At 45.0% G+C, this 25,307-nt stretch carries 18 protein-coding genes; 14 read left to right on the top strand and 4 right to left on the bottom strand.

All coding sequences use genetic code 11. The annotated features are described in order from the left end of the window. Positions 1–70 precede the first annotated feature (70 nt). The 3 genes from KOE27_RS19065 to guaB all read left to right on the top strand — a co-directional run bounded on the left by KOE27_RS19065 (position 71) and on the right by guaB (position 3,639). Positions 71–535, top strand: coding sequence for a single-stranded DNA-binding protein (locus KOE27_RS19065; protein ID WP_215240403.1), 465 nt, complete (start codon positions 71–73; stop codon positions 533–535). Between the two features lie 198 nt (positions 536–733). Then, positions 734–2,050 carry a transporter associated domain-containing protein gene (locus KOE27_RS19060; RefSeq protein ID WP_215240402.1) on the top strand — a complete coding sequence of 439 codons (1,317 nt, stop codon included), beginning with the start codon at positions 734–736 and terminating at the stop codon, positions 2,048–2,050. Between the two features lie 110 nt (positions 2,051–2,160). Further along, a complete protein-coding gene (gene guaB, locus KOE27_RS19055; RefSeq protein ID WP_215240401.1) occupies positions 2,161–3,639 on the top strand; it encodes an IMP dehydrogenase in 1,479 nt (492 codons plus the stop codon). A gap of 152 nt (positions 3,640–3,791) precedes the next feature. Here the strand turns inward: guaB and KOE27_RS19050 are convergent, their stop codons facing one another. Next, positions 3,792–4,448 (bottom strand): DedA family protein, encoded by a 657-nt coding sequence (locus tag KOE27_RS19050; RefSeq protein WP_215241679.1) that lies wholly within the window; start codon positions 4,446–4,448, stop codon positions 3,792–3,794. A gap of 64 nt (positions 4,449–4,512) precedes the next feature. Next, on the bottom strand, positions 4,513–5,304 hold the full coding sequence (locus tag KOE27_RS19045; protein ID WP_215240400.1) for a phosphosulfolactate synthase: 792 nt from the start codon (positions 5,302–5,304) through the stop codon (positions 4,513–4,515). Between the two features lie 172 nt (positions 5,305–5,476). On the opposite strand from KOE27_RS19045, the gene KOE27_RS19040 reads away from it, so the two are divergent. From KOE27_RS19040 to KOE27_RS18995, 10 genes are all read left to right on the top strand, one after another. Further along, positions 5,477–5,947, top strand: a complete 471-nt coding sequence (locus tag KOE27_RS19040; protein ID WP_215240399.1) for a PaaI family thioesterase — start codon at positions 5,477–5,479, stop codon at positions 5,945–5,947. A 38-nt stretch (positions 5,948–5,985) separates the two neighbouring features. Further along, a complete protein-coding gene (gene mazG / locus KOE27_RS19035; RefSeq protein ID WP_215240398.1) occupies positions 5,986–6,819 on the top strand; it encodes a nucleoside triphosphate pyrophosphohydrolase in 834 nt (277 codons plus the stop codon). Positions 6,820–6,980: 161 nt separating this feature from the next. Further along, entirely contained in the window at positions 6,981–7,925 is a 945-nt protein-coding gene (locus KOE27_RS19030; protein ID WP_215240397.1) for a sugar ABC transporter substrate-binding protein, read from the top strand. Positions 7,926–8,087: 162 nt separating this feature from the next. Continuing rightward, positions 8,088–9,170: an L-rhamnose/proton symporter RhaT gene (gene rhaT / locus KOE27_RS19025; protein WP_215240396.1), complete on the top strand. Its 1,083-nt coding sequence runs from the start codon at positions 8,088–8,090 to the stop codon at positions 9,168–9,170. A 107-nt stretch (positions 9,171–9,277) separates the two neighbouring features. Beyond that, positions 9,278–10,432: a DUF6786 family protein gene (locus KOE27_RS19020; protein ID WP_215240395.1), complete on the top strand. Its 1,155-nt coding sequence runs from the start codon at positions 9,278–9,280 to the stop codon at positions 10,430–10,432. Then, positions 10,419–11,525: a glycoside hydrolase family protein gene (locus KOE27_RS19015; protein WP_215240394.1), complete on the top strand. Its 1,107-nt coding sequence runs from the start codon at positions 10,419–10,421 to the stop codon at positions 11,523–11,525. The genes KOE27_RS19020 and KOE27_RS19015 overlap by 14 nt, the downstream gene beginning before the upstream one ends. Before the next feature lie 82 nt (positions 11,526–11,607). Beyond that, positions 11,608–15,162 (top strand): PVC-type heme-binding CxxCH protein, encoded by a 3,555-nt coding sequence (locus KOE27_RS19010; RefSeq protein ID WP_215240393.1) that lies wholly within the window; start codon positions 11,608–11,610, stop codon positions 15,160–15,162. A gap of 74 nt (positions 15,163–15,236) precedes the next feature. Further along, positions 15,237–16,430 carry an FG-GAP repeat domain-containing protein gene (locus tag KOE27_RS19005; protein WP_215240392.1) on the top strand — a complete coding sequence of 398 codons (1,194 nt, stop codon included), beginning with the start codon at positions 15,237–15,239 and terminating at the stop codon, positions 16,428–16,430. A gap of 37 nt (positions 16,431–16,467) precedes the next feature. Beyond that, positions 16,468–17,310: a sugar phosphate isomerase/epimerase family protein gene (locus tag KOE27_RS19000; RefSeq protein WP_215240391.1), complete on the top strand. Its 843-nt coding sequence runs from the start codon at positions 16,468–16,470 to the stop codon at positions 17,308–17,310. A gap of 414 nt (positions 17,311–17,724) precedes the next feature. Next, on the top strand, positions 17,725–19,680 hold the full coding sequence (locus KOE27_RS18995; RefSeq protein ID WP_215240390.1) for a tetratricopeptide repeat-containing sensor histidine kinase: 1,956 nt from the start codon (positions 17,725–17,727) through the stop codon (positions 19,678–19,680). Positions 19,681–19,755: 75 nt separating this feature from the next. Here the strand turns inward: KOE27_RS18995 and KOE27_RS18990 are convergent, their stop codons facing one another. Continuing rightward, positions 19,756–21,282, bottom strand: coding sequence for a malate:quinone oxidoreductase (locus tag KOE27_RS18990; protein ID WP_215240389.1), 1,527 nt, complete (start codon positions 21,280–21,282; stop codon positions 19,756–19,758). A gap of 297 nt (positions 21,283–21,579) precedes the next feature. Next, a complete protein-coding gene (gene acpP, locus KOE27_RS18985) occupies positions 21,580–21,813 on the bottom strand; it encodes an acyl carrier protein (protein WP_215240388.1) in 234 nt (77 codons plus the stop codon). Positions 21,814–22,230: 417 nt separating this feature from the next. On the opposite strand from acpP, the gene porU2 reads away from it, so the two are divergent. After that, the gene (porU2, locus tag KOE27_RS18980; RefSeq protein WP_215240387.1) at positions 22,231–25,269 is read left to right on the top strand and encodes a putative type IX secretion system sortase PorU2; all 3,039 of its coding nucleotides are present in this window, start codon (positions 22,231–22,233) and stop codon (positions 25,267–25,269) included. Positions 25,270–25,307 lie beyond the last annotated feature (38 nt).

Raw genomic sequence — 25,307 nt, 5'->3', positions numbered from 1 at the left:
GTTTTGTTTTTTAAAGTTATCTTTAACACTTCATTCAATAATAAATTAAATATTAACACATACAGGAATCATGGCAGGAAGCGTCAACAAAGTAATATTGATAGGTAATCTCGGGAGCGATCCGGAAGTAAGATATCTTGAAAGCGGTTCGGCAGTGGCAAAGTTTAACATAGCTACTACGGAAACATATACCAATAAAAATGGGGAACGGGTTGATAATACCGAATGGCATAGGATCGAACTTTGGGAAGGCCTGGCGAAGGTGGCAGAAAAATATCTGAAAAAGGGAAGCCAGGTGTACATTGAAGGACGGATACGTACGGATAACTGGACAGACAAAGAAGGTCAGCAGCGTTCGGGGACAACCATCCGGGCCAGCAACCTGACCATGCTTGGAACACCCGGAGGAGGTTCAAATGCCGGTGAGGGAAATTCAGGATATTCCCAGTCTGCACCGAGAAATGTGCAGACGCCCAGGGCGTCAGATCCAATTCCGCCTTCCATGGCGTCGGATGAAGACGATCTGCCTTTTTGACCTTAATTCAAAAATTTAATGTGACGGGCTCATTATTTGCCGGCGGGAAGCAGGTGCAAATAAATGAGCCCTAATTCTTGTTTTTTGAAACTTTTTAGCGAAATTACAGGTAAGGTATTTTTCCTGATCCTGTTTTTTACTTTTAAAAATCTGATCAGGTATCTGCCGAAGTATATTGTTAACGTTTTCTAACTCTTTGTGAAAGAAACAACCGATAGTGATGACCCCCTTTCCCGAAAGCGTAACGGGAAGTTATTTCCCGCAAAACGCGCGCTGACTTTCCTGGCCGGTTTTGTGTTACCGGTTGATTCCGTTGCCCTGTATGATCTCGCCTTTGTTATAATTCTACTGTTTATTTCTCTTTTTCTTTCCGGTATCCGGGCCGCGTATGCAGCCGCAGGGGCGATGGAGAATCCCTGGGAAAAGAAAACCGATGATCTTAATCCGCTTCCAAACCGTGTTCAGCAGTTAATACTCTCTCTTTTTCAGAGAGGGTTTACGCTTATTGCGTTGATCCTGGCCTCCCGTGTGATATGGATGTTTTTTGTCATTGATCCGGAGGGCATAGTACACTGGATCGCCCTGGGCTGCCTGGGTGTGTGGATTTGGCTGGACGCACTCACCCGTTATTTTAGTGCCCGAAGTGCTTTGGGTTTTATTCACAACATAGAGGGGCTGACAAAATTTCTCTTCAGCCTTACCAAACCCTTGACAGGAACGGTACTCCGGCTCAGCTATTTTTTTGGCGTTATCGAACCAGAAGGTACCGAAATTTCAACGGAACGTCTGGAAGCTAAGGCGGAAAGTGAGGAGGAGACGGACCTGCTCCGCGGGCTGGCCAATTTCAGGCAGACGAATGCCAAAAAGGCCATGCAGGCAAGGGTGAATATTACTGCCTTTGATATTGAGCTGGATTTTCACGAGCTCATGGATAAAATCAATAAGTCGGGGTACTCTCGTGTGCCGGTTTTCAGGGATGATCTGGATCACATCGAAGGTATTCTCAATGTGAAGGATCTTTTGCCGCACATCAACAGTAATGAACATTTTCACTGGCAGAGATTGCTTCGCCCGGTTTATTTTATTCCGGAAAGCAAACGGCTGGATGACCTCATGAAGGAATTCCAGAACCGCCGTGTCCACATGGCAATTGTTGTGGATGAATATGGGGGGACCGGCGGATTGATTACCCTCGAAGATATTATTGAAGAGATTTTTGGAGATATAAATGATGAATACGACGAGGATGATGTCGTCAATTACACCCAGGTAGATGAAAATACCTATGTGTTTGAGGGAAAGGTGCTGATCAGTGACTTATGCCGGCTGCTGAACCTGGAAACGGATTATTTTGATGACGTGCGGGGCAATAATGAATCTCTGGCGGGTCTTTTGCTTGAACTGTTTTCAAGGTTGCCCAGGACGGGAGAGATCGTGTCACACCGGAATATTACTTTCAAAGTACAATCGGCGGATAAAAGACGAATTAAAAAGGTAAGAGTTTTGGTAAGCTGACGCCGTCACAAAGGCTGGCTCAAGAATTTTTACCGGAAAAGTCCAAATTATTTTCTTTCCTGAGAACTTCTTTTTAATTTTGCCCCGCAAATAACAATAGATTATTTGCTATGAGCACAGACCCATCCAAAGTCCTCTTTGAGGCATTGACTTACGACGACGTTCTTCTAATACCTGGTTATTCAGAAATTCTGCCTCGGGATACAACCACCAAAACCAAGCTGACACGTAATATTGCTCTTAACATTCCATTGGTTTCGGCAGCCATGGATACGGTTACAGAATTTGACCTGGCCATTGCCATGGCGCAGGAAGGTGGAATAGGGATCATTCATAAAAATATGAGCCTGGAAGCACAGGCAGAGCAGGTACGTAAAGTGAAGCGCTCTGAAAGTGGTATGATACTGGATCCCATTACGTTGTCGGATACGGCAACATTGGGAGATGCTCACCAGATCATGCGTGAATTCAAAATTGGCGGTATTCCGGTTATTGACAACCAGCATAAGCTGATAGGTATCCTTACCAACCGTGATCTGCGTTTTGAACGGGAAATGTCAAAACCCGTAACGGAAATCATGACGAAGGAAAATCTGATCACAGCATCCGAGGGATTGTCTCTGGATGATGCGGAAAAGATCCTTCAGGAATACAAAATTGAAAAACTTCCCATAGTGGATTCCGACTACCGTCTGACGGGCCTGATTACTTATAAAGATATCCTGAAACGGAAATCGCATCCGAATGCCTGCAAGGACGAATACGGACGGTTACGTGTAGGTGCTGCGGTGGGCGTTACGGCTGATTTATTAAAAAGGGTAGAAGCGCTGGTGAAAGCCGGAGTAGATGTGATCAGTCTGGATACTGCACACGGGCATAGCAAAGGAGTGATTGACGCTCTTAAATCAGTGAAGGAACATTTTCCAAAGCTGGATGTAATTGCCGGTAATGTGGCAACCGGTGAGGCGGCCATCGCGCTGGCAGAAGCCGGAGCGGATGCTGTTAAGGTAGGCGTGGGGCCAGGTAGTATTTGTACCACTCGTATCATTGCCGGTATTGGTGTTCCTCAGCTTACCGCCGTTATGTGGGCAGCCGATGCATTGAAAACGACACATCCGGATGTGCCGGTAATTGCTGACGGAGGCATTCGTTTCTCTGGTGATATGACCAAAGCGCTTGCCGGAGGAGCCAGTACCATCATGATCGGCTCCATGCTTGCAGGAAGTGATGAAGCGCCGGGAGAAATTGTTATTTACGAAGGACGTAAGTTTAAAGCTTACCGGGGGATGGGTTCGGTGGAAGCAATGGAGGACGGATCTAAGGACCGTTATTTCCAGGATGCGGAGGACGATGTGAAGAAACTTGTTCCGGAAGGTATTGTAGGGCGTGTGCCATTCAAAGGAAAGGTATCCGAGATAATCTATCAGATGGTGGGAGGTTTGAAGGCCGGTATGGGCTATTGCGGAGCGGGTGATATCAGTTCGTTGCAGAAAGCGCAGTTTGTTAAGATAACATCTGCCGGTGTACGGGAAAGCCACCCGCACGACATTATGATCCAGAAAGAAGCGCCCAACTATTCTTCAAAGTAAGAGTGTGCGGAGTTAAAAGTATAAACGTTAGCAAAAAAAATGTCCCGTTAACCGGGACATTTTTTTTGCTAACCGCTAACCGCTAACCGCTAACCGCTAACCGCTAACCGCTAACCGCTAACCGCTAACCGCTAACCGCTAACCGCTAACCGCTAAGCAGCACTCGGCTTGGAAAATTTGCTCTTAAGAAACTGATATATCATGGGGAGTATGGAGAAACCGATGATAGCGAATACGACTAATTCGAAATTGTTTTTGACGATTTCAAACCCACCGAAGAAGTAGCCGAGCAGTGTTAACGTCGGTACCCAGAGTAACGCCCCGATTACACAGAAAGTAATGTACTTTGAATAAGTCATACTCCCTGCACCTGCTACGAAAGGCGCAATGGTACGGATAATCGGAATGAACCTTGCCATGATCACTGTACTTCCGCCGTGTTTTGCATAAAATGCTTCGGTTTTCTCAAGATATTCTCTCTTTAGAAACAGAATACGTTCCCGTTTTTTGATTTCTCCGCTGAATTTCTTGCCGATAAAATAATTGACATTGTCCCCAAGCAGCGCGGCAACGATCAGAATGATGATAATCAGCCAAACGTTGAGACCGGTGCTCTCGTTGGCCGCCAAAGCGCCCGCCGCAAAAAGTAATGAGTCGCCTGGCAGCAGTGGCATGATCACCAGCCCAGTTTCTGTAAATACGATCAGGAAAAGGATCAGGTATGTGAGTGTCCCGTACTCTTGAACTATGTCAAACAGGTGTTTGTCAAGATGGAGGAAAATGTCAATAAACTGCTTAAGAAACTCCATAGCTAATGTTGTGGTGAGATAATAAGTTGAACTGATTTTTAAGTGGATGGTGCCAAGGGTACGATTATTTATCGATTTTCCATTTTTGCTTGGTTTTTCCATTTAAAAAATGGGTAAAAGTATCACCCCGCAGGCCGAGGCGGATGGTTTCGAGAGGGATCAGTTCGTTTGGCGCAATATTTCCCAGGTTCACATTGGCACCCAGAAGCTTTACAAACCAAACCTGCTGAGATTTCTGCGGGGCCTCCCATAACATGCTTTCAAAAGGTATTTCGGTTAATATTTCTTCCACCAGTCCCTGGCGTACTTCTCCGCTGGCCCTGAATAGACCTACATTCCCTGATTCCCGCGCTTCACCAATTACTTTCCAGGCTCCGGCTTCCAGTTCCGACTTGATCAGCTGAATCCATTTATAGGGGGGGATGATCTTGTTTTCGTCCTTGGAACCCACTTCCGAAAGCACAGTAACCTGTTTGGAAAGCGTATGGATATATTCACATTTCATGTCCTGCGGCATTTCAATGGAACCGTCGGATACTTCTGCATATTTCAAATCGTATTTATCGAGCAGCTTTCGGTAATCGTCAAACTGATTACGTACCACAAAAGCTTCAAACAAAGTACCTCCGAAATAGACCGGAATGTTGGCACTTTTGTAAACAGCCAGCTTATCGTTAAGGTTGGGGCTCACAAAGGAAGTGGCCCAGCCTAGTTTTACGATATCAATGTATGGAGCGGCAGCAGAAATCATATCCTCCGTTTCGCGGACACTAAGCCCTTTATCCATTACCATGGTAATGCCTTTTTCCCTTGGTTTTGCAGTTCGCGGAGGAACTTGTGATAACGTAAAATTCATATATGGATATGCTGATATAGCTCTTCAAAACTCGGGCAAAGGTAGCAATTACCTTTAATACGTAGCAATAAAATCCATGTAATTGACACTTATGCATGTATATATCTATGATAATTACTATTTTTCGAATAAGTCGGGCAAGAAAACGTCAAAAACCTGTATCACTTTGGAAATGAAATCATATCCGGACCAAATTCCGGAAGACACTAATAAAAGGCTCCTGTTTTTAAGGGGGTTCATTGGAGAACCACTCAGCCAAAGCATATCTCCCGTGGGGAGATGGCTCAACGGAAAGCTCATAAGCATCGGGGTAGGATACATGAGCGTGCAATTTGAGGTACGTAAGGACATGTCTAATCCCATGGGTGTTTTGCATGGCGGAATGGCTTCCACGATTCTGGATGATGTGGTCGGAACGATGGTGTATGCTCTGGGGCGGGAGCTTGCCTATACCTCGGTGAACCTCAACTGTGATTTCCTGCATGCTGCCCGAGTGGGAGACATCATCACCGCGCACTCAAAAGTGGTAAGGGCCGGAAAGAATATCATCCATGTTGAAGGCCAGATTGTAGGAGAAGATCATAAAATTATTGCCAAGTGCAGCAGTAATCTGGTCCAGACCAGCTTCAGAATACCCGATTAGTAAAATAAGCCGCACTATCTTTTGATTACCTTTATACCATGAAAAAGAATTTTGATGAATTACCATCTTCTAGACAGGAGCAGCTCATGGCCTTTGACCGCCTGCTGACGATCATGGATGAGCTCAGGGAACAATGTCCCTGGGACAGGAAACAAACCATGGATACGCTGCGGCATCTGACAATCGAGGAAACCTATGAGCTGTCGGATGCAATACTGGAGAAAGATTTGCCGGAGATAAAAAAGGAGTTGGGTGATATACTGCTGCATATTGTTTTTTATGCAAAAATAGGCTCCGAGGCAGATGAGCAGGACCCGTTACGTTTTGATATCAAAGATGTTCTGAATGGAATATGTGAAAAACTGATCGCGCGACACCCGCATATATATGGCGATGCTGTTGCGAAGGATGAAGAAACAGTGAAGCAAAACTGGGAGAAACTCAAGCTGAAAGAAGGAAATAAGTCGGTACTTTCAGGTGTTCCCGCTTCGCTCCCGGCGCTGGTAAAGGCAATGCGTATTCAGGAAAAGGCCCGTGGTGCTGGTTTCGATTGGGATGAGAAACACCAGGTTTGGGATAAAGTGGAAGAGGAGCTTACGGAATTTAAAGAACACTTTAACATAGAAGCAACCGCTATGGTGAATCAGGAAGAAGCAGAGGGGGAGTTTGGGGACCTGCTTTTTTCTCTGGTTAACTATTCCCGTTTTGTGAATATCAATCCGGAAACGGCTCTGGAACGTACCAATAAAAAATTCATCCGACGGTTTCAGTTTATGGAAGAGGCATCTAAAGCCGATGGCAAAACGCTGCATGATATGACGCTCGCCGAAATGGATGACTATTGGAACCAGGCAAAGGCGCAGGGTGTCTGAACCCTGTATCCCGGAAGGAAGAAGAAAGGATGATCTGTAGCGGCGGGTCATCCTTTCTTGGTGAAATACCCTTACTTAACAGATTTAATATTTATCTGTGCCGGACGGATAGAAAGGGAGGTTTTGGTACTTATCCCATAAGATTTGTAACCCTTAATCAAATGAAATTCAAAAGCAGATTTTTCATAGCCTCCCTTATCTTACTGAACTTTTCGTGCGGACAGTCTGGCAAAGACGAAACAAAAGACCAGGGCACCGGTAAAAAGATTGTGATTGGTGCGACCATGCTCAGCATGCAAAATGAGTTTATCGTTAATGTTACCGACGAGATGGAAGCCAAGGCAAGCTCGCTTGGTGTGGAGCTGATTGTGGTGGATGCCGAACGGTCTGCGCTGAAACAGGTGGAGCAGGTTGAGAGTTTTATCGCCCAGGGCGTCAATGCCATTATCATGAACCCCTGTGAAGTGGAAGCCAGTTCGCCAGCCGTGAAACTGGCCATTGATGCCAAAATCCCTATCATTAACGTAAATTCTGAAACAGCAGCGGCACCAACCGCTTTTGTGGGCTCGGACGATGAAGAGTCTGCACGCATTGCAATGAAATATATTGCGGAAAAGCTGGGAGGCAAAGGTAACGTGCTGATGATGCACGGCTACATGGGTCAGGCGGCGCAGATTAAAAGAGATAAGGGTGCAAAGGAAATCCTGAAAGCCAATCCGGGTATTAAACTGCTTGCAGAGCAAACCGCTGAATGGGACAGGGCCAAGGCAATGTCTCTTACCGAAAACTGGATACAGTCGTTTGGAGGGCAGGTCAATGCCATTTTTGCTCAGAATGACGAAATGGGTATGGGTGCCGTTAAAGCACTGGAGGCCGCCGGGTTAAAGAACAAAGTTATTGTAGTGAGTATTGATGCCATACCGGATGCACTACAGGGAGTAAAAAAAGGGATTCTGGATGCTACAGTTTTTCAAAATGCAGCTGAGCAAGGTGGTAAAGCCGTAGAGATCGCCGTGAAACTTGCCAAAGGCGAGGCTGCGGAGAAGCAGGTAATCATCCCTTTTCAATTGGTGACCAAGGATAATGTTGCCAAGTTTATCAAATGAAATTTAGCCAATAAGTTGCTGGAATCGTTATGTTTTGCCGTATAGCAGTACGGTACAGGATGCAGGGCGATTCAGGACGTAGCATCTTACATACCGGAAATTTTCCGGAGCGCATTTAAAGGAAAATCCACCAGACCTCAATCCTTAATTTTAACTTAACTCATGCAGGCTCTTTTAGGCGTAATTTTTCATTTCATAGGTGGTTTTGCATCCGGTAGTTTTTATATTCCTTACAAAAAAGTAAAAGGCTGGTCGTGGGAAAGTTATTGGATTGTTGGCGGGCTTTTTTCCTGGCTGATCGTCCCGCCGCTGGCTGCCTATCTTACCATTCCCGGATTTACCGAAATCATTGCCCGCACGGATACAGCTGTTCTGATTGCCACCTATATCTTCGGCGTACTGTGGGGAATCGGCGGCCTCACCTACGGATTGGGCGTACGGTACCTGGGTGTTGCACTGGGAAGCAGTATCATCCTGGGATTGTGTTCTGTCTTCGGAGCCTTGATCCCTTCCATCTATTATTATTTCTCTCCCAGGCCGGGCAAGGATTCCATTGCTGACCTGTTCGGTAATACCTGGGGACAAATGGTTTTACTGGGACTGCTGGTTTGTGTAATAGGAATTGTGATCTGTGGAAAAGCAGGTGCGATGAAAGACAGTGACCTTAAAAAAGTAAATCAGCTGGCTGTTGAAGAAACCGAATTTAAGATAGGACTGGGACTTACCGTAGCCATTATCTCCGGGATATTGAGCGCTTGTTTTGCTTTTGGGATTGATGCCGGAAAAATTATGGCTGAGGAAGCCAATGATGCCTGGAAAGCCCTAAACCCAGGCCAGGGAGAGTTTTTGTTCCAGAACAACGTCACCTATGTGGTTATACTGCTCGGCGGTTTGACCACCAATTTTATCTGGTGCATGATCCTCAATAGCCGTAACAAAACATTTGGGGATTATACCAATGCCAAAACCCCGCTGCTTTCTAACTATATCTTTTCTGCACTGGCAGGTACCACCTGGTTCCTTCAGTTTTTTTTCTACGGCATGGGAGAAAGTAAGCTAGGGAACGGCCCCAGTTCATGGATACTGCACATGGCGTTTATCATACTGGTGGCCAATTCCTGGGGACTAGCCCTGAACGAATGGAAAGGTGTTACAAAAAAAACACTGACGACAATCGTATGCGGAATTTTGGTGATCATTCTTTCCGTCCTTATTGTGGGTTATGGTAATTACCTTCATGAATAAATAAGCAGTATCCGTTTATGGCAAAGATCGTTTTACAAGCATCCGTATTTTTTTTATTTCTATATCTGACATCCTGTAACCAAACACAGGAAAGCAACCAAAAAACAGTGGCACAAGACTCAACTTTAACCGAAGGTACCTTTGGCTATGACCTAGGTTTTCTGAAAAAACATAAATCCGTTCTGGTACTTACAGCGCCGGACAATGCTGATTCCAGGGCGATCGTAGTGGCCGATTATCAAGGGCGCGTCATGACCACAACTTCCGGCGGAGACAACGGGAACAGCTATGGCTGGATCAACTATGAACTTATCAAAAGCGGCGCGAACAAAAAGCACATCAATGCGTATGGTGGAGAGGATCGCTTCTGGTTTTCACCAGAGGGCGGGCAGTTTTCTGTTTATTTTAAAAGAGATCAAAAGTTTGATTTTGAAAACTGGCAAACACCGGCTGCAATTGACTCGGAGCCTTTTGATATAGTTTCGGCAGATTCTGCTTCTGTAAAATTCAGGAAAAATACCGTTCAGGAAAACCACTCCGGCACACGTTTTGACCTCACCATTGAAAGAACGGTGTCTATGCTCGGTACGGACCGGATCAAAGACTTGCTGAAAGTATCATCGCTGGGCGCTACAAAAGTAACGGCCTATGAGTCGGTGAATGATATTATCAATAACGGGGCCGACTGGAAAAGGGAAACCGGAGGTATCGGGATCTGGATTTTAGGGATGTTCAAGCCGTCGGATAAAACGGTAATCGTTGCGCCGTTTACTACTCCTCACGCCGGAAAACCACTTCTCACTTCCGACTACTTTGGAGTGATACCTGCCGACCGGCTGGTTACGGGCGAAAACGCTGTTTTCCTTAAGGCCGACGGGAAAGCCAGAAGTAAAATTGGCCTGGCTCCTCAATCTGCAACAGGATTTGCAGGAAGTTATGATTCTGGCAAAGGTATCCTGACCATTGTACAGTACGATCTGGATACTGCCGGAGACTATATGAAATCAACCTGGGAAATCCATAAAGATCCTTACCAGGGAGACGCGCTGAATGCCTACAACGACGGCCCATTGGCAGATGGGACGCAAATGGGGCCGTTTTATGAACTGGAGTCTAGTTCCAGGGTATTTCCGCTGAAGAAGGGAGAAAAGCTGTCGCATACGCATCGGACCTTCCATTTTGAAGGTGATACTGAAATGATGGATCAGATCGCCCGGAAGGTTTTAGGAGTATCACTCGGACAGATCAGTGAAGTTTTCTGATCAGAAACGCTGCACGATCCCCCATTTCAGGAATGCCGGAAGGATGAAGATATTCATAAGTTTATTTTTTATCGCAGGACTTATCAGTACATGCGCCCAAGGCCAGCCATACCCGGATGGCCGTCCGCAGGCAACACTCCGGATACCATTTCAGGACGAAGGTATTGTGCTGAGATATGGTACCGGCCCCGACAGCTGTGATACCTATGGAGCACGGGAGGCCGTTGTGAACCGGGAAGGAGACACCTACTATCTTTTCTATGATGGTGCGGGGAAGGATGGATGGATTGCCTGCCTGGCGGAAAGCAAGGATCTGAAGACGTGGTCAAAGAAAGGAAACATTCTTACACTGGGCAACCAGGGAAGGAACGATTCAAAAAGTGCTTCATCTCCCTGGGTAATCCGTGAAAAGGATACCTGGCACATGTTTTACGTGGGTACGCCCAACACCACTCCGGCGCCGTACAGGATTCCGGCTTTTCCATACCTGACGATGAAAGCAAGGTCGCGTTCGTTAAAAGGCCCCTGGCAAAAACAGTATGAAGTGATTCCCCTGCCTCCAAAAGACAATAGCTACTACACCGTCACTTCCAGTCCGGGTTTTGTGGTTAAAACAAAGAAGGAATACCTCCAGTTTTTCAGCGGAGCTACGCAGGATACTTCCGGCATTAAAAGAACACTGGGGATTGCCCGAACGAACGATCTGAACAAGTCCTGGAAGATTGATGATAAACCGATTTTCCCGCTCACCGAACAAGTGGAGAACTCCTCTCTGTTTTTTGATGAAGATACAAAAACCTGGTTTTTATTCACCAACCATATTGGAATCAATCAGAAAAGAGAGGAATATACCGATGCGATCTGGGTGTACTGGTCCAAAGATATTAATCACTGGAATAGTCAGGACAAAGCCATTGCACTCGATTCCCGGAATTCTGTCTGGGCCAAAGGGGCCATCGGAATGCCAACAGTAATTAAAGTTGGCAAACGGCTGGCATTGCTGTATGATGCCGCCGAAGGTACCAGCACCAGCCACATGCACAGAAACATCGGTTTGGCCTGGCTTGATCTGCCCATAAAATTACCATTATAAGTTTTACAGGGTACCCTCAGTTTTTAGTGAAGAAAAAATTAGCAAAGTATAGTAAGTTCCTGAACCTTTCCTGAAAGCGTAAATGAAAGCAATTTTTCCCGGCCATAAACGGGCCTCTTTATTTTACACCATCGTTCTGTTATTGTATACGCAAAGCTGCAGTGTTCCTAAAAAACAGGCAACCGTTCAACAACCTGTTGCTAAGGATAAATTTGCGGAACACATCCGTACCACCGAGTGGCAATCACCCGAACAGGAGCGGCTGGGGTTTAAGTTACCCCCTGGTTTTGAAATCACGCTTTTTGCCTCAGAACCTGAAATTACCAAACCGATCAATATGGAGTTCGACGACAGGGGCCGGTTGTGGGTTACTCAATCTTCGGAATATCCCGTAGCTGCCGGTAATAGTGACGGTAGGGACCGGATCACGATACTGGAGGACAAAAATGAAGACGGGAAAGCCGATACCTTCACCAATTTTGCGGATGACCTGAATATTCCCATTGGTGTAATGCCAGTGGCGGACGGTGCCATTGCTTACAGCATCCCTAATCTGTATCATTTTACAGATGCCAATAACGATGGCAAAGCGGATAACAGAAGTATCCTGCTTGGTCCTTTTGGTTATAAAGATACCCACGGGATGGTGAATAACCTCATGAGAGGGTACGACGGCTGGCTGCATGTTTGTCATGGATTTTCGAATACTTCCCATGTGGCCGGAACGGACGGAGATACTATAAGGATGGTATCAGGGAATACATTCAGGGTTAAAATGGATGGTAGCCACGTGGAGCAAACTACGTTTGGGCGGGTAAATCCTTTTGGGTATGCGTATGACGAAAAGGGGTATTTATATTCGGTGGACTGCCACACCAAACCTATTACACAGCTTATTGCCGGGGGAGATTATCCACATTTTGGAAAAAAGGCTCCCGTGGGCCTTGGCTTTGCACCTGAAATGATGAGTTATGACCTGGGCTCCACAGCGCTTGCCGGGCTGGTATATTACACAGGTACTCATTTTCCGGCGTTATACAGAAATAGTTTTTATACCGGAGATGTAGTAACCTGCCGGATTGACCGTAACACTATTTTCCACAACGGCTCTACACCGGTTGCCAAAAAGGAGGACCCGTTTCTGTTAAGTTCGGACCCTTGGTTTCGTCCCGTTGACGTAAAACAGGGTCCTGATGGCGCATTGTATATCGCCGACTTTTACAACCGGATTATCGGCCATTACGAAGTGGCCCTGAACCATCCGGGTCGCGACCGGATAAGCGGCAGGATATGGAAAATCACTTACAAGGGCGATCAGGCACATAAAGACATACCTGTAACGGACTGGTCAAAGGCCAGCATTCAGCAACTCGTAGACGGCCTGGCACACCCGCAGCTCAATACAAGACTTAAAGTGGCCGACCGGCTGGTGGATATGTGGAAGTCCAGGGCCATTGATCCGGTAAAAACCATGATGTCGGCCAGCAAGACAACCCCGACTCCTTATTCGCATGGCTTGTGGGTTTTGCACAGGCTGAACGCGCTGGACGATGTCACCTTGAATCAGGCATTGCAGTCTTCGGATCCCGTTATTAAAATACACGCGTTCAGGATCCTGCTGGAAAGACCTGTCCTGGAAGTACCCTATCATGATCTGACGTTAACTGCTTTGTCGGATAAGGACCCGAATATCAGGAGAGTTGCTGCTGAGATACTCACTCATTTTCCCGATGCAGCTAATCTTAAAGGATTAATGGCGCTCTACGACAAAACCGAACAGAGCGACAGCCATTTGAAGTACACCGCCATTTTAGGTATCAGAAATAACCTTCGCAACAGCAGTGTCATGTGGCGTATCCCTGGAATGAAATGGGACGAACATGAGCTCGAGTTGTTAACCCGCGTAATGCTCGATGTACCCTCACCAGCCGCGGCATCCATGGTTCTGGATTATGTCCGCACCCACGATATGCCTTCCAGGGAGTTGGTCAACAGTCTGGAATATATCAGCCGGTACGCGTCTCCGTATCAGTTGGAAACCGTTATCGACCTGGTGAATGCCAAATTTCCTGCCGATCTCGAAACGCAGCTTACATTATACAAAACGGTGAAGGCAGGTGTACTTCAGAGCGGTGCGAAGCCAGGGAGGAAAATGACGGATTGGGGAGAGAAACTTGCGACAGGTATCCTGGTAGATATTACGGAATCAGGTGATACTTGGAAAAGCAGGCCGGTTGTGCGAACCGGTGAGCAGGCCAACCCCTGGATGGTTTCGGAAAAACTTCTGACCGACGTTATGCCAGCCTTCAGGGTGATGGTGAGTGAAAAGGGTGGAAATCCTCCCAAGGCAGCTTTGTATTCTACTCCTTTCAAGCTGCCTGCATCTTTGAGTATGAATATTTTTGATACAGATGTTTTTAACAGTGCCTCAAAAAAAGGGACCTCCAATAATGTTGTCCGGATTAAACTGGCACAAACCGGAAAGGTAATCAGCGAGTACCGTGGCAAGTATACCGAACCGATGCAGAGGAAAGATCTGATCAGAAATACCACTTTCGATCTTCGGGTATATGAAGGCCAGATGGGCTACATTGAAACCTTGGATAGCTCGCAGGCCGGAGCCGTTGGCATTGGAAAGTTGGAACCGGCGGTAATAGCCATTCCCGAAAAAGGTCCATCGGTATGGACCGAACAGCGCGCAACAGCAGCTGAAATTGCAGGAGAATATAAAATAGCCGCCCTTCAGCCGGTTTTGCAGCAAATAGTCAAAGCCCCGTGGATGGACTATAAGGTGCGCAGTGCTGCTGCAAATGCGCTTATGAGTATTAATCCCAAAACCAACGCCGGGATACTCGGCGCCGTTTTCAGTGACCCTGCCGAACTTCCTGCGTTAAGGGAAAAGCTGGCTATTGCGTTGGGGCAGGAAACAACAGGTTCTGTTTTTGAGATACTGAAGAACAGCCTTGCCGGTGGAGCGCGTAATCTGCAGATCGCCGTTGCGGCCGTTCTGGCTAGTACGTCCGAAGGTCTGGACTACCTTCTCAGTGCTTTCAAGGAGGAGGAAATTAATGCGGATATAGCGAATGAAATTCCGGTAAAAGAGAAAATCTCAATCAATGCTACATCGGAACAACAGAGCAGGGTGGATAAAATACTCGCGGCCGGATCAAACGAACGGGAAGAGCGGCAGAAACTGATAGATGCCCGTGTGGCAGGGTACCAGCCCGCCAATTTGCCGACCGGTACTGGTAAGGCGATTTTTGTGCAAAATTGCAGTTCCTGCCATCAGATCCAGGGGGCTGGCGGGCTGATTGGCCCACAGCTCGACGGTATAGGCAATTGGGGACCTAAGGCGCTTACCCAAAAAATACTGGACCCCAACCGCAACATTACCGAGGCCTTCAGGACTTATAATATTACTTTAAAGGACGATAAGCAACTTTCGGGCTTATACAGGAGAACCGAAGGGGAAGCACTGGTTTTTGCTGATCTGACGGGGCAGGAGTTTACTATCGCAAAAAATAATATCAAGGAGTACCGGCCTTCAAAATATACGCTGATGCCTGATCAGTTTAGAAATACAATTCCTGAAAAAGAGTTTTATGCTTTGCTAGAATACTTATTAGGAGTGAAGTAAACAGACAACAGAAGTACTTTCTGCTAAAAAAAATAGTTATTAAATAAATAATTCCTGAACATAACCATATCAAAATGAATTGTTTCCATAAGAATATAAGTGGCGCCTGTCTGTTGCTTGCGCTCCTATGCAGTTACCAGGGCTTTTCCCAAAGCAAGTCAAAAAAGGGTCACACGGTCAGTTTTACGAAAAAGGAACTGACCAAAAGGTTTATTGCAGAAGGGGCGGCCATGGGCGACGTCAATAAGGATGGCAAAAAGGATGTTCTTTCAGGGGCATATTGGTTTGAAGCGCCCTCCTGGAAGGCGCACGAACTGGCCAAACCGGATTCTTTTATTGTGAAAGGTAGTTACTCGGACTCGTTTCTGGACTTTGCCATGGATGTAAACCAGGACGGCTGGATTGACCTTATCCGGATAGACTGGCCTGGAAAAGCGGCCATGTGGCATGAAAACCCGAAAAACAAGCCGGGGCACTGGCAAAAGCATCTGATCCACAGTTCGGTGGGTAACGAGTCGCCTTTACTGGTGGATATGGATGGAGATGGCCGCAAAGATCTGTTATGCAACGACCCTACTGCCAAGAAGGTCATCTGGCTTAAATCCCCTGTAAAAAAAGGCGAAACGGAATGGGAGAAGTTTATCATCAGCAACGACGATAAAATTGCTACACACATGTATACCCACGGGCTCGGATATGGAGATATCAATGGCGATGGCCGCAAGGATGTGCTGGTGAAAAGTGGCTGGTGGGAAGGACCTAAGGATATTCAGCAGTCGGACTGGACATTTCATGCCGCTGATCTTGGACAGGACTGTTCGCAGATGTACGTCATGGATCTTACGGGAGACGGCTTAAATGATGTGATCAGCGCATCAGCCCATAATTATGGTATCTGGTGGCATGAACAAGGAAAAGATGCGGATGGAAAGCCCATCTGGGCACACCACGAGATTGACAAAACATTCTCTCAGACCCATGGTCTTGAATTAAAAGATATCAATGGGGACGGCAATCCGGACCTCATTACAGGAAAGCGCTATTTTGCACATAATGGGAATGATCCCGGTGAATATGAACCGGCCGTCATTTGCTGGTATGAATACCAACCTGGCAAAACACCTACCTGGACCAAACACGAAATTGATAATGACTCCGGGGTGGGACTGCACGTTACAGTGGAAGACATCAATAACGACGGTCTGCCTGATATCGTGACAGGAAATAAAAAGGGAGTAAGGGTTTTTACGCAAAAGAAAGGTAAATAAATTCAGATCAATTCATCACAACATTGTTCACCCGCTCATGAAATTCGGGATTAATACCTTTTTGTTTTCATCTCCGTTTACAAATGAGAGTGTATCCTATTTTCCCAAATTTAAGGAGTGGGGGTTTGATTTTGTTGAAATAGTGATAGAAGACCCCGGGAATATAGATCCCGGGTTGGTCAGAAGGGCTTTGGATGATACTGGTTTAACGTGCAGGTCCGTATGTGCAGCTACTGGACCAGGAAGAGATTTGCGCGGGAACAGAAAGGAGCAGGTGACCGCAATGAATTACATTCGCGAGCTCATAGATATCGCCCCGGTACTGGGAAGTCAGCTTATTGCCGGGCCAATGTATTCTGCTGTTGGCCGGGCAGAAATGGTGCCGGCAGAACTGTACAAAAAGCAGTGGAACACGGTGGTTGGGAACCTTTCCAAGCTGGCGGCTAGTGCCACAGAAAATGGAGTGAAACTGGCCCTGGAACCGCTGAATCGTTATGAAACGGATTTTATCAATACTTGCGGCCAGGTGCTGCAATTGATAAAGGATGTCGGTAGTACTGCCCTGCTGGTACACCTGGATTCATTTCACATGAACCTGGAGGAGAAGGATCCCGCCGGAGCAATTTTGCTGGCCGGAGATAAACTGGGACTTTTGCACGCTTCGGGTAGTGACAGAGGTACTCCGGGAGGAGATCAGATCAACTGGCAAAGAATATTTGACGCGCTGAATCAGATTCACTACCAGGGCGATGTGGTCATTGAATCATTCACCCCAGAGGTGAAGATTATCGCCAAAGCGGCATCAATCTGGAGGCAGATAGAACCTTCCGGCGAATCCATCGCCACTGAAGGATTGAAATTTCTTAAATCTTTTGTTTAACTGGACAATTCCCAACTACGCCCGGTTTTTGGGCGACTTCGTTTGGTGCTTTAATAGGTACTTTCTGCAATAGAGGTTAAATGAGAGGGTATACTGTAATTTATCCGATCTGATTTTTTTATTGGTAGTATCATACCAATACTGCTACATCATTTCACGTGCTGTTATGATAGTGATCAATTATACCACAGGATTCAATAATTGTTCTTAAATTTATTGAAATTTTTCAGTCTGATCCATCAGATCCCGGCCCCCTCAACGTTTGCTCGTAAACATTACATGACAAGGTATTTAAACCGTAGCTTATTCCCTTTACTGCCTCCCGGTTTCTGGGGCATATTTGCCCTTCTTCCTTGTATTTTCTATTGGTCTTGTAGTTTTGACTCTAAAACAAATTCCGATCATAAGGTTTACATGGATAGCATCGCGGATAGTTCCAACCGTTTGCTTGACCTTGGTAATTATGATGCAGGAATTGCCTATTTTGATTCGGCCTATCAAGCCATCCGGCACCCTGGAGTCGGTGACAGGATCAGGAAGTATGATTTTATCGGGCACAGCTACTATCGAAAAATGGGGGAGTATAGTAATGCCAACAAAAGCCTGGATACACTGCTGGATATCCTGTCAACAGGTGATTTGAGAAATGAATACATACGTGAATATTCTGCGGCATTGTTTCATAAAGGGGATGTACTTTTTGATCTGAAGAGATACAATGAAGCCTACCATTATTACTATGAGGGAAAAATTGTTGCACAGAAAATCCTCAACAGGTGTGCGTTAAGCGAGTATTCTTACCGGCTGGGTATGGTCAGTTACAGACAAGGGAAATACCGTGCTGCGGCCTATTATTTTAGGCAATGCCTTGGAGACCAAACGTATTGTGAAGACAACTTCGCGACTTTTGCCATGAAGCAGGAATTACTGGCCAATACCGCCTTGGCCTATGACAAATGTGGAGAAGGTGACAGCTCACTCATTTACAGCCATAAGGCGCTGAGTTTTATTAAGGAAAAAGGGGGGCAGTTTGCAGACAGGAAGAACTATCTGGAGATGGCCAGAGGTGTGATTTATGGTAACCAGGCAGATGTTTATGCACGTTTGGGGCAGTTCGGGACTGCAGAAAAACTTCTGAAAAAGAGTATTCAAATCAACAGCAGGAAGGAATTTGACATGAGAGATGCTCAGATCACCCTTTTGAAACTGGGAGAGCTATACCTCAATACAAATAAAATGAAAGAAGCATTGCTGGTAACTCAGCAATTGAAAGCATCACTTGATACACTTAAAAATAAGTTTGTTGAAATTGGATATAACAAGCTGTGCTGGAATTATTACGACAAGATACAGGACGACCATAAGGCCTACGAGTTTGTACAGAAGTACCAGTTCTTAAAAGACTCACTTGAAAAGGAAAACAGGAAACTGGTGCTGGCGGATGCTGATAAGGAATTCAGGCAGATGGAACAGCAGAACCGCTACAACCTTTTGAGCAAGGAATACGAGCAGCGCAAGATATACTTGCTGATCGCTATTTTGTTTGCTGTGATGGCACTCGCTATTCTGATTTTGATTTGGCAAAACGCTAAAACTTCCCGTAAAAATGTCTCCGTGCTTACTTTGCTGAACAACCAGGTTACTTTTCAGAATGCGCAGATGGAACAAGCCATGGCGGAGTTAAAGCAAAGTAATGAGGATAAAGACAGGATATTAAAAGTGGTTGCGCACGACCTGCGAAATCCGATCGGTGCAATATCGAACATATCTCTTATTCTTCTGGAAGAAGCTCAGTTTTCGAAAGAGCATCGGGAACTGATGGAGCTTGTGAAAAAAACCAGCTGGCAGTCCATTGAGATGATCAACGATCTGCTCAGTGCGAGTTTAAATAACCGGCCGGTAGAAATGAGCCAGGAAATGGTGAATGCAAGTAACCTACTCATGCAATGTGTGGATCAGCTGCGGTTTAAGATCAACGAAAAGGGGCAGGAACTGGTTACAAATGTGAAATCGGACATTGAGCTGAGGGCAGATAAGGTAATGTTGGGAAGAGTTTGGAGTAACCTTATTTTTAATGCCATCAAATTTAGCCCTCTGGGCTCTACCATCTATATTGACCTGGACAGAAAGGATGAAACTTTACAGTTTTCGGTGCGGGATCAGGGGATTGGCATTCCCGAGAATATTAAGGATAAAGTTTTTGATCCGTTTACTGCAGCCAAAAGGCGGGGCACATCGGGTGAGCAGCCGTTCGGACTTGGATTATCCATTTCCAAACAGATCGTAGAAGCGCATAAAGGCCGTATATGGTTTGACAGTGAGGTAGAAAAGGGTACTACCTTTTATGTAAATCTTCCCATAGCAAAATGACCATACGAGTACTATCTGTACAATAAAATGGGTGACCGAATTTTATTCTGCCACCCATTTTATTGTCTTATTTCCTTATGCCGAAAATTCCGCTTCGAGAGACGCATTCAGCTGCAATACCTGGCTCGTCCAGGCACGTGTTCGGGCTGCAAGTTTTACATCTTTTGCCAGTGATTTACCATAAGAAGGAATCAGTTTTTTAAACTCGGCCTGCCATTCGGGCGATTCAGCCTGCGCTTTGAAACAGCGATGTATCAGCTCAATCATAATCGATACCGAGGTAGAAGCTCCCGGAGACGCACCCAGGAGGGCAGCCAGGGAGCCGTCTGCTGCAGTAACCATTTCCGTTCCGAACTCCAGAACACCACCTTCTTTCTCGTCCTTTTTAATTACCTGTACTCTTTGGCCTGCCGTCTCCAGTTCCCAGTCCTCCAGTTTTGCTTCGGGCATATATTCGTTCAACGCATCCAGACGATCCTGGGGAGACTGCCTTACCTGATCAATAAGATATTTCGTCAACGGGATATTATTAATACCCGCTGCAAGCATAGGTTTAATGTTGTTGAATTTAATAGACAAAGGGAGATCAAGATAAGAGCCGTTTTTGAGGAATTTGGTCGAAAATCCGGCATAAGGTCCAAATAGTAAAGCTTTCTTGCCGTCAATGATACGGGTGTCCAGATGTGGAACAGACATGGGGGGCGAGCCCACAGAAGCCTTCCCATATACCTTTGCCTGATGTTTTTCAATTACTTCCTGGTTGGTACATACCAGCCACTGGCCACTAACCGGAAATCCTCCGAAACCCTTTCCTTCCGGGATCCCAGATTTTTCAAGAAGGGGTAAGGAACCTCCTCCCGCTCCAATGAAGATGAATTTGGTATGGACTTTTAGCGAATGACGGGTATCCCGATCCTTTACTTCCACAATCCAGCTACCATCCTTCATCTGTTTCAGGTCTTCCACCTCCTGGTTCAGGTAAAGCTTCACACCGTCCTGTTTTTCCAGAAAATCAAACATGGAACGCGTCAGCGCACCAAAATTCACGTCGGTACCAAGTTCCATTTTAGTAGCGGCAACCGGCTCATCAGAATCGCGTCCTTCCATCACAAGTGGTATCCAGCTCTTAATTTCATCCTTGTTTTCGGAATATTCCATTCCCTCAAAAAGATGATGCGCTGTGAGAAGTTCATGCCGCTTTTTAAGAAATGCTACATTGTCCTTTCCCCAGACGAAACTCAGGTGGGGAATGTGGTGGATAAAATCATCTGGAGTTTCAATAATCTCATTTTCGACCAGATACGACCAGAATTCTTTGGAGACTTCGAAGGACTCTGCAATTTTCACCGCCTTTGATACATCGATGGTGCCGTTTTCCTTTTGGGGAGTATAGTTCAGTTCACAAAAAGCAGAATGTCCGGTACCGGCATTATTCCAGGCGTCGGAACTTTCAGCAGTAACGCGGTCCAGGCGTTCGAAAATGGATATGGAAAAAGATGGATTTAATTTTTTAAGAAGTACCCCCAGCGTAGCACTCATGATACCCGCCCCGATCAAAACAATATCCGGAGAGGTCGTTCTAGATGACTTTTTGGTAAGCATTGGAAATCAGAATTTTATAATGACAAAAGGATCACCGACTCGGAAAAATCCAAAATACAAATTGATAACAACGATCTGGACGCTATTTGTTTCCAAAATAGTATAATTCTAAAAAGAAAAAGAAGTCTCTTTTGAAACTTCTTTTCAGGAAACAATAAAAACCTATTTTGTTTCAATTTTTCTGATGCCTTACCATAAAACCGTGCAACCACGCATGCTTCACCGGATATCCGCCACGGATCGGGCTTGTCAGATATCGTTGTAGCTTCTCCCTAAGCCTACCTAGGAATACTTCTATTAAGCAGCAACGGTTTGATTCTCTTCCAGATAGCTGAGAAGGTTCTGGATCGTTGCTATTTTCGGGTAATCATCATCGGGAATGTTAATATTAAATTCTTGCTCAAGCTGCATCATCAGGTCAACTGTATCCAGGCTGTCAAAACCTAAGTCTTTGATAAAGTTTGCGTTATCAGAAATAGCGCTTTCTTCTATGCCAAAATTTTTGAGAATACCGATTACACGTTGTTTCATGGCGTTTACTGGGGAAAGTTTATTTGTCAATATCTTTATAGAATCCAATTTCGAATGAAAACGAACCGAACTCCGAAATAGTACCAATTATGAACTCTTTTTGTTCCGCAAACGGACGGAAAGTTTTTTAATCAGCGAAAATTACTCTGGCTGGGATAAATGGATGTTATCTTTTGCATTTCTGGCCCGAAAGGGAATCTAACAAAGTATTATATCTCCACCAGTGACTTTTCAGGTGTTTTTGTAGTCTATACCACCTGGTTAAAATAAAGTAACGCACGAGGGCTATCCCCGGTTATTGATTTTATTGGGAGACGTCCTACGGGCCCACCTTTGGTTGAATTGGATTTTATTGTAATTTCGTAGCTTTCATACCAACTCAACTGAGAGAGAACCATGTTAAAAACTATACGCATTATGAATTTTGGAGAATTTAAGTTAATTGTAATCCTGTTATTTTTATGTGCCTTCAATATCGTCCCGCAGGAAGCATCGGCGCAAGATTTAACACCATGGACGGATTATCCCTACGGAAATCAATGGATTGATTACAGCAAAAAGTATGTACGTGTAGGGGTAACAGCCAATGGTATCTATTCTGTTAATTACACCAGCCTGACTAACGCGTTAAAAAAAACGGAAAGTGACCCAGCGGCGGCTCCAGAAAGTATTCAGCTTTGGCACCGAGGCAAAGAAGTAGCCATCATAAGTGCCAACACCACCGAAATAGTATTTTATGGAGAAAAGAATGATGGCGTTTCTGATGGCCTGATGTTTCGTCCTAATCCAGAAGCGAGACTCAACAAATATGTTAGTTTTTTTTCGGAGGCAGGTGCTTATTTTTTCACGACTGCATCGGGACCTTCACGTGTAAGTGAGGCGAATGGAAACCCCGTTTCTTCTGTAACGGCTGAACCCTTTCATTATGAAACTTATATAAAAAAGTTTGATGATTATTCTGAACTTAACAAACGAAATAATCAAAAATTTTCTTTTACAACCTTTATGGACGATGCAACCCTTAACCACAGTTATTACACTGCGGCTAACAGTTGGACAAGTCCTTTGATTTATGGGCCCAATACTGGAAAATCACCACAGTCGTATCCTGCAACCATAAATTTAAAAAATTGGGTTAGCTCAGCTGCAACCAAGCCGGTCTTTGAGATCGTTGTAAATGGCCACAATACAGGCTATCATGAAATCCAGGTTTTTATGGGAGCTGATGAAGGATCGGTTGAGTCCCACCAGTTGGGTAGTTCTTTGTCTTTTACGGGATATGGCGGTTTAAAGCTTATCTCGGATCTCACGGAAAGCAGCAATCTTACCTCTGGTGGGACCGGATACCTTAAAGTCAAATCCGTTTCGACCAGTACCGCGGATGATTTTGGGATATCTTATTATTCTGTTCTTTATCCACAAGTGATAGATATGACTGGGCTGAATAATTGCACTTTTAATTTTAAAACTACCGCCAATTCAGAGAGTATTATTGAAATATTAAATGTTGCAGCTGATACAAAGGTTTATGATATCAGTAATCCATACCAGCCCGTACTTATAACCAATGGTATATTTGCAAATAATAACCTGAAAATTCAGGTTCAGAGAGTAAGTGGCAAAACACTGAATTTACTCGTTGTAGCGCCTAGTTATGTTAAAGGTTCAATTACAAAAATTAATGCTGTAAGCCTGGGTGCTATCTATCAGAATGCCAGGACGGCCACTTCTCCCACTATTGGCACAGGGGCTATTAATCCCGAGGCCTTTGACTATTTGATAATAACTAATAATGATGAAGACCCCAATAGGGCAGGAGAAAGAGATTTAAGGTTGGGTGCTAAGGCGTACGCGGAGAATTACCGTAGCAAAGTAGAAGGAGGGTCGTTCAATACTCTGGTTATGGATATAAGGAGTATTTATGATCAGTTTAATTATGGAGAGCCGAGTGCTATTGCAATCCGTAGATTTGTCGACTATATGATTCAGAATGGTGTTCGCCCAAAGCATAATCTGGTTCTTATGGGTTATTCAGTGACGATCCCGATTAATATTACAAAGGAGCTTGCCGGGGAAGTCCCTTCTTTTGGAGATCCGGGATCAGATATATTGTTGGTAACCGGTTTGAGTAATAGTCCCAACGTAGATATTCCGGCTATTCCTGTGGGTAGGATAAATGCCTTTAATAAAACGGAACTTGCGAATTATCTGACCAAGGTAATTGAGTATGAACGTCAGACAAATAATGATGATGCCTCGTCCCTTAGCTGGAGGAAAAATATAGTGCATCTGATTGGGGCGAAACGGAAATATGAGCTGCCAGATTTTAAGGATGTTTTCACTGGCGTAAGTAGTCATGTCCTTTCATTAGATGGTACGCGGCAAATAAAAACCTTGAGTAATGATGCTATCGCGACATCCGATGATGTGGATGCAGTAAATACTCCAGCGCCTACACCGGCCGAGGTTAATGCAGGAGCAGGAATGATTGCTTATTACGGGCATGGAAATCAGGCTGGGACAATTTATAATATCAGAAATGTGAATACCTCTGATTTTACAGTAAATAACAAGTTTTCATTTATTTACTTCAATGGCTGCGGAGTAGGGAATATATTTACCAGTGGAAGTGTCCAGATGTTATCAACGGATTGGCTAATCACGCCGGGGAAAGGCTCTGTGGTGATATTCGGTAACTCTTATAAGAGTTATGTCTCTCCTACTAAAATTTATATTGACTTATTGTACAGGCAGATATTCCTAAAAACAGATCAAACCAGGCCAACAATCGGACAAATTTTGCTCGCAACCGCATCGACAGTGATTAATGACTCTCCTGATACTTATGAAACCACCAACATTCATCAAACCAATTTATATGGTGATCCGGCTATTCGAATTTTGAATACAACGCCTCCTACCACGTTACCAGTAGATTTGGTGAAGTTTGATGTCGAGCTTTCGGGAGATAATAAGGTGAAGCTCACCTGGAGTACCTCCTGGGAAAAAAATAATAGCCATTTTGAGGTGGAAAGAAGTTATAACGCCCGTAATTTTGAGACAATTGGAAGGGTTGAAGGCAAAGGGGATATCACTTCTCTGACTCAATATCAGTTCTATGACAACAGACCTTATGGAGGGATAAATTATTACAGATTAAAGCAGGTGGATATTGAGGGTACTAAGTCTGGTAACTACTCCAGAATAATTTCCGTGAATGTGGAAAATATTAAACCAGTGGTGGTTTATCCCAATCCGTCAAACGATCAAATGGAGATAGGTGTAGGAATACCCACAGACATTAGGAGTTGGAAAATTATTAACTCTAGTGGCCAGGTGATTAAGACCGGATTAGGTAAGAATGTTTCCGTTAGAAATATAAGGGTAGGAAACTATGTTCTTGAAATTTTGACCAATGCCAATGATATTTTCAGAAGTAATTTTGTAAAGGAATAAGCACATACTAACCACTTTTAACTTGGATGGGCTTTGAA

This window comes from Dyadobacter sp. CECT 9275, assembly GCF_907164905.1.
GTDB classification, from domain to species: Bacteria; Bacteroidota; Bacteroidia; order Cytophagales; family Spirosomataceae; genus Dyadobacter; species Dyadobacter helix.
Note: the sequence above shows the minus strand (reverse complement) of the source record. Positions and strands in the feature narration are given on the sequence as shown.

What these genes read in the sequence shown, in the direction of transcription:
- KOE27_RS18995 (WP_215240390.1), top strand. Translation starts at nt 17,725, where the DNA reads ATGGATAGCATCGCGGATAGTTCCAACCGTTTGCTTGACCTTGGTAAT.
- KOE27_RS19030 (WP_215240397.1), top strand. Translation starts at nt 6,981, where the DNA reads ATGAAATTCAAAAGCAGATTTTTCATAGCCTCCCTTATCTTACTGAAC.
- KOE27_RS19045 (WP_215240400.1), bottom strand. Translation starts at nt 5,304, where the DNA reads ATGAATTTTACGTTATCACAAGTTCCTCCGCGAACTGCAAAACCAAGG.
- KOE27_RS19065 (WP_215240403.1), top strand. Translation starts at nt 71, where the DNA reads ATGGCAGGAAGCGTCAACAAAGTAATATTGATAGGTAATCTCGGGAGC.
- KOE27_RS19040 (WP_215240399.1), top strand. Translation starts at nt 5,477, where the DNA reads ATGAAATCATATCCGGACCAAATTCCGGAAGACACTAATAAAAGGCTC.
- KOE27_RS19005 (WP_215240392.1), top strand. Translation starts at nt 15,237, where the DNA reads ATGAATTGTTTCCATAAGAATATAAGTGGCGCCTGTCTGTTGCTTGCG.
- guaB (WP_215240401.1), top strand. Translation starts at nt 2,161, where the DNA reads ATGAGCACAGACCCATCCAAAGTCCTCTTTGAGGCATTGACTTACGAC.
- KOE27_RS19010 (WP_215240393.1), top strand. Translation starts at nt 11,608, where the DNA reads ATGAAAGCAATTTTTCCCGGCCATAAACGGGCCTCTTTATTTTACACC.
- porU2 (WP_215240387.1), top strand. Translation starts at nt 22,231, where the DNA reads ATGAATTTTGGAGAATTTAAGTTAATTGTAATCCTGTTATTTTTATGT.
- acpP (WP_215240388.1), bottom strand. Translation starts at nt 21,813, where the DNA reads ATGAAACAACGTGTAATCGGTATTCTCAAAAATTTTGGCATAGAAGAA.
- KOE27_RS19050 (WP_215241679.1), bottom strand. Translation starts at nt 4,448, where the DNA reads ATGGAGTTTCTTAAGCAGTTTATTGACATTTTCCTCCATCTTGACAAA.
- rhaT (WP_215240396.1), top strand. Translation starts at nt 8,088, where the DNA reads ATGCAGGCTCTTTTAGGCGTAATTTTTCATTTCATAGGTGGTTTTGCA.
- KOE27_RS18990 (WP_215240389.1), bottom strand. Translation starts at nt 21,282, where the DNA reads ATGCTTACCAAAAAGTCATCTAGAACGACCTCTCCGGATATTGTTTTG.
- mazG (WP_215240398.1), top strand. Translation starts at nt 5,986, where the DNA reads ATGAAAAAGAATTTTGATGAATTACCATCTTCTAGACAGGAGCAGCTC.
- KOE27_RS19000 (WP_215240391.1), top strand. Translation starts at nt 16,468, where the DNA reads ATGAAATTCGGGATTAATACCTTTTTGTTTTCATCTCCGTTTACAAAT.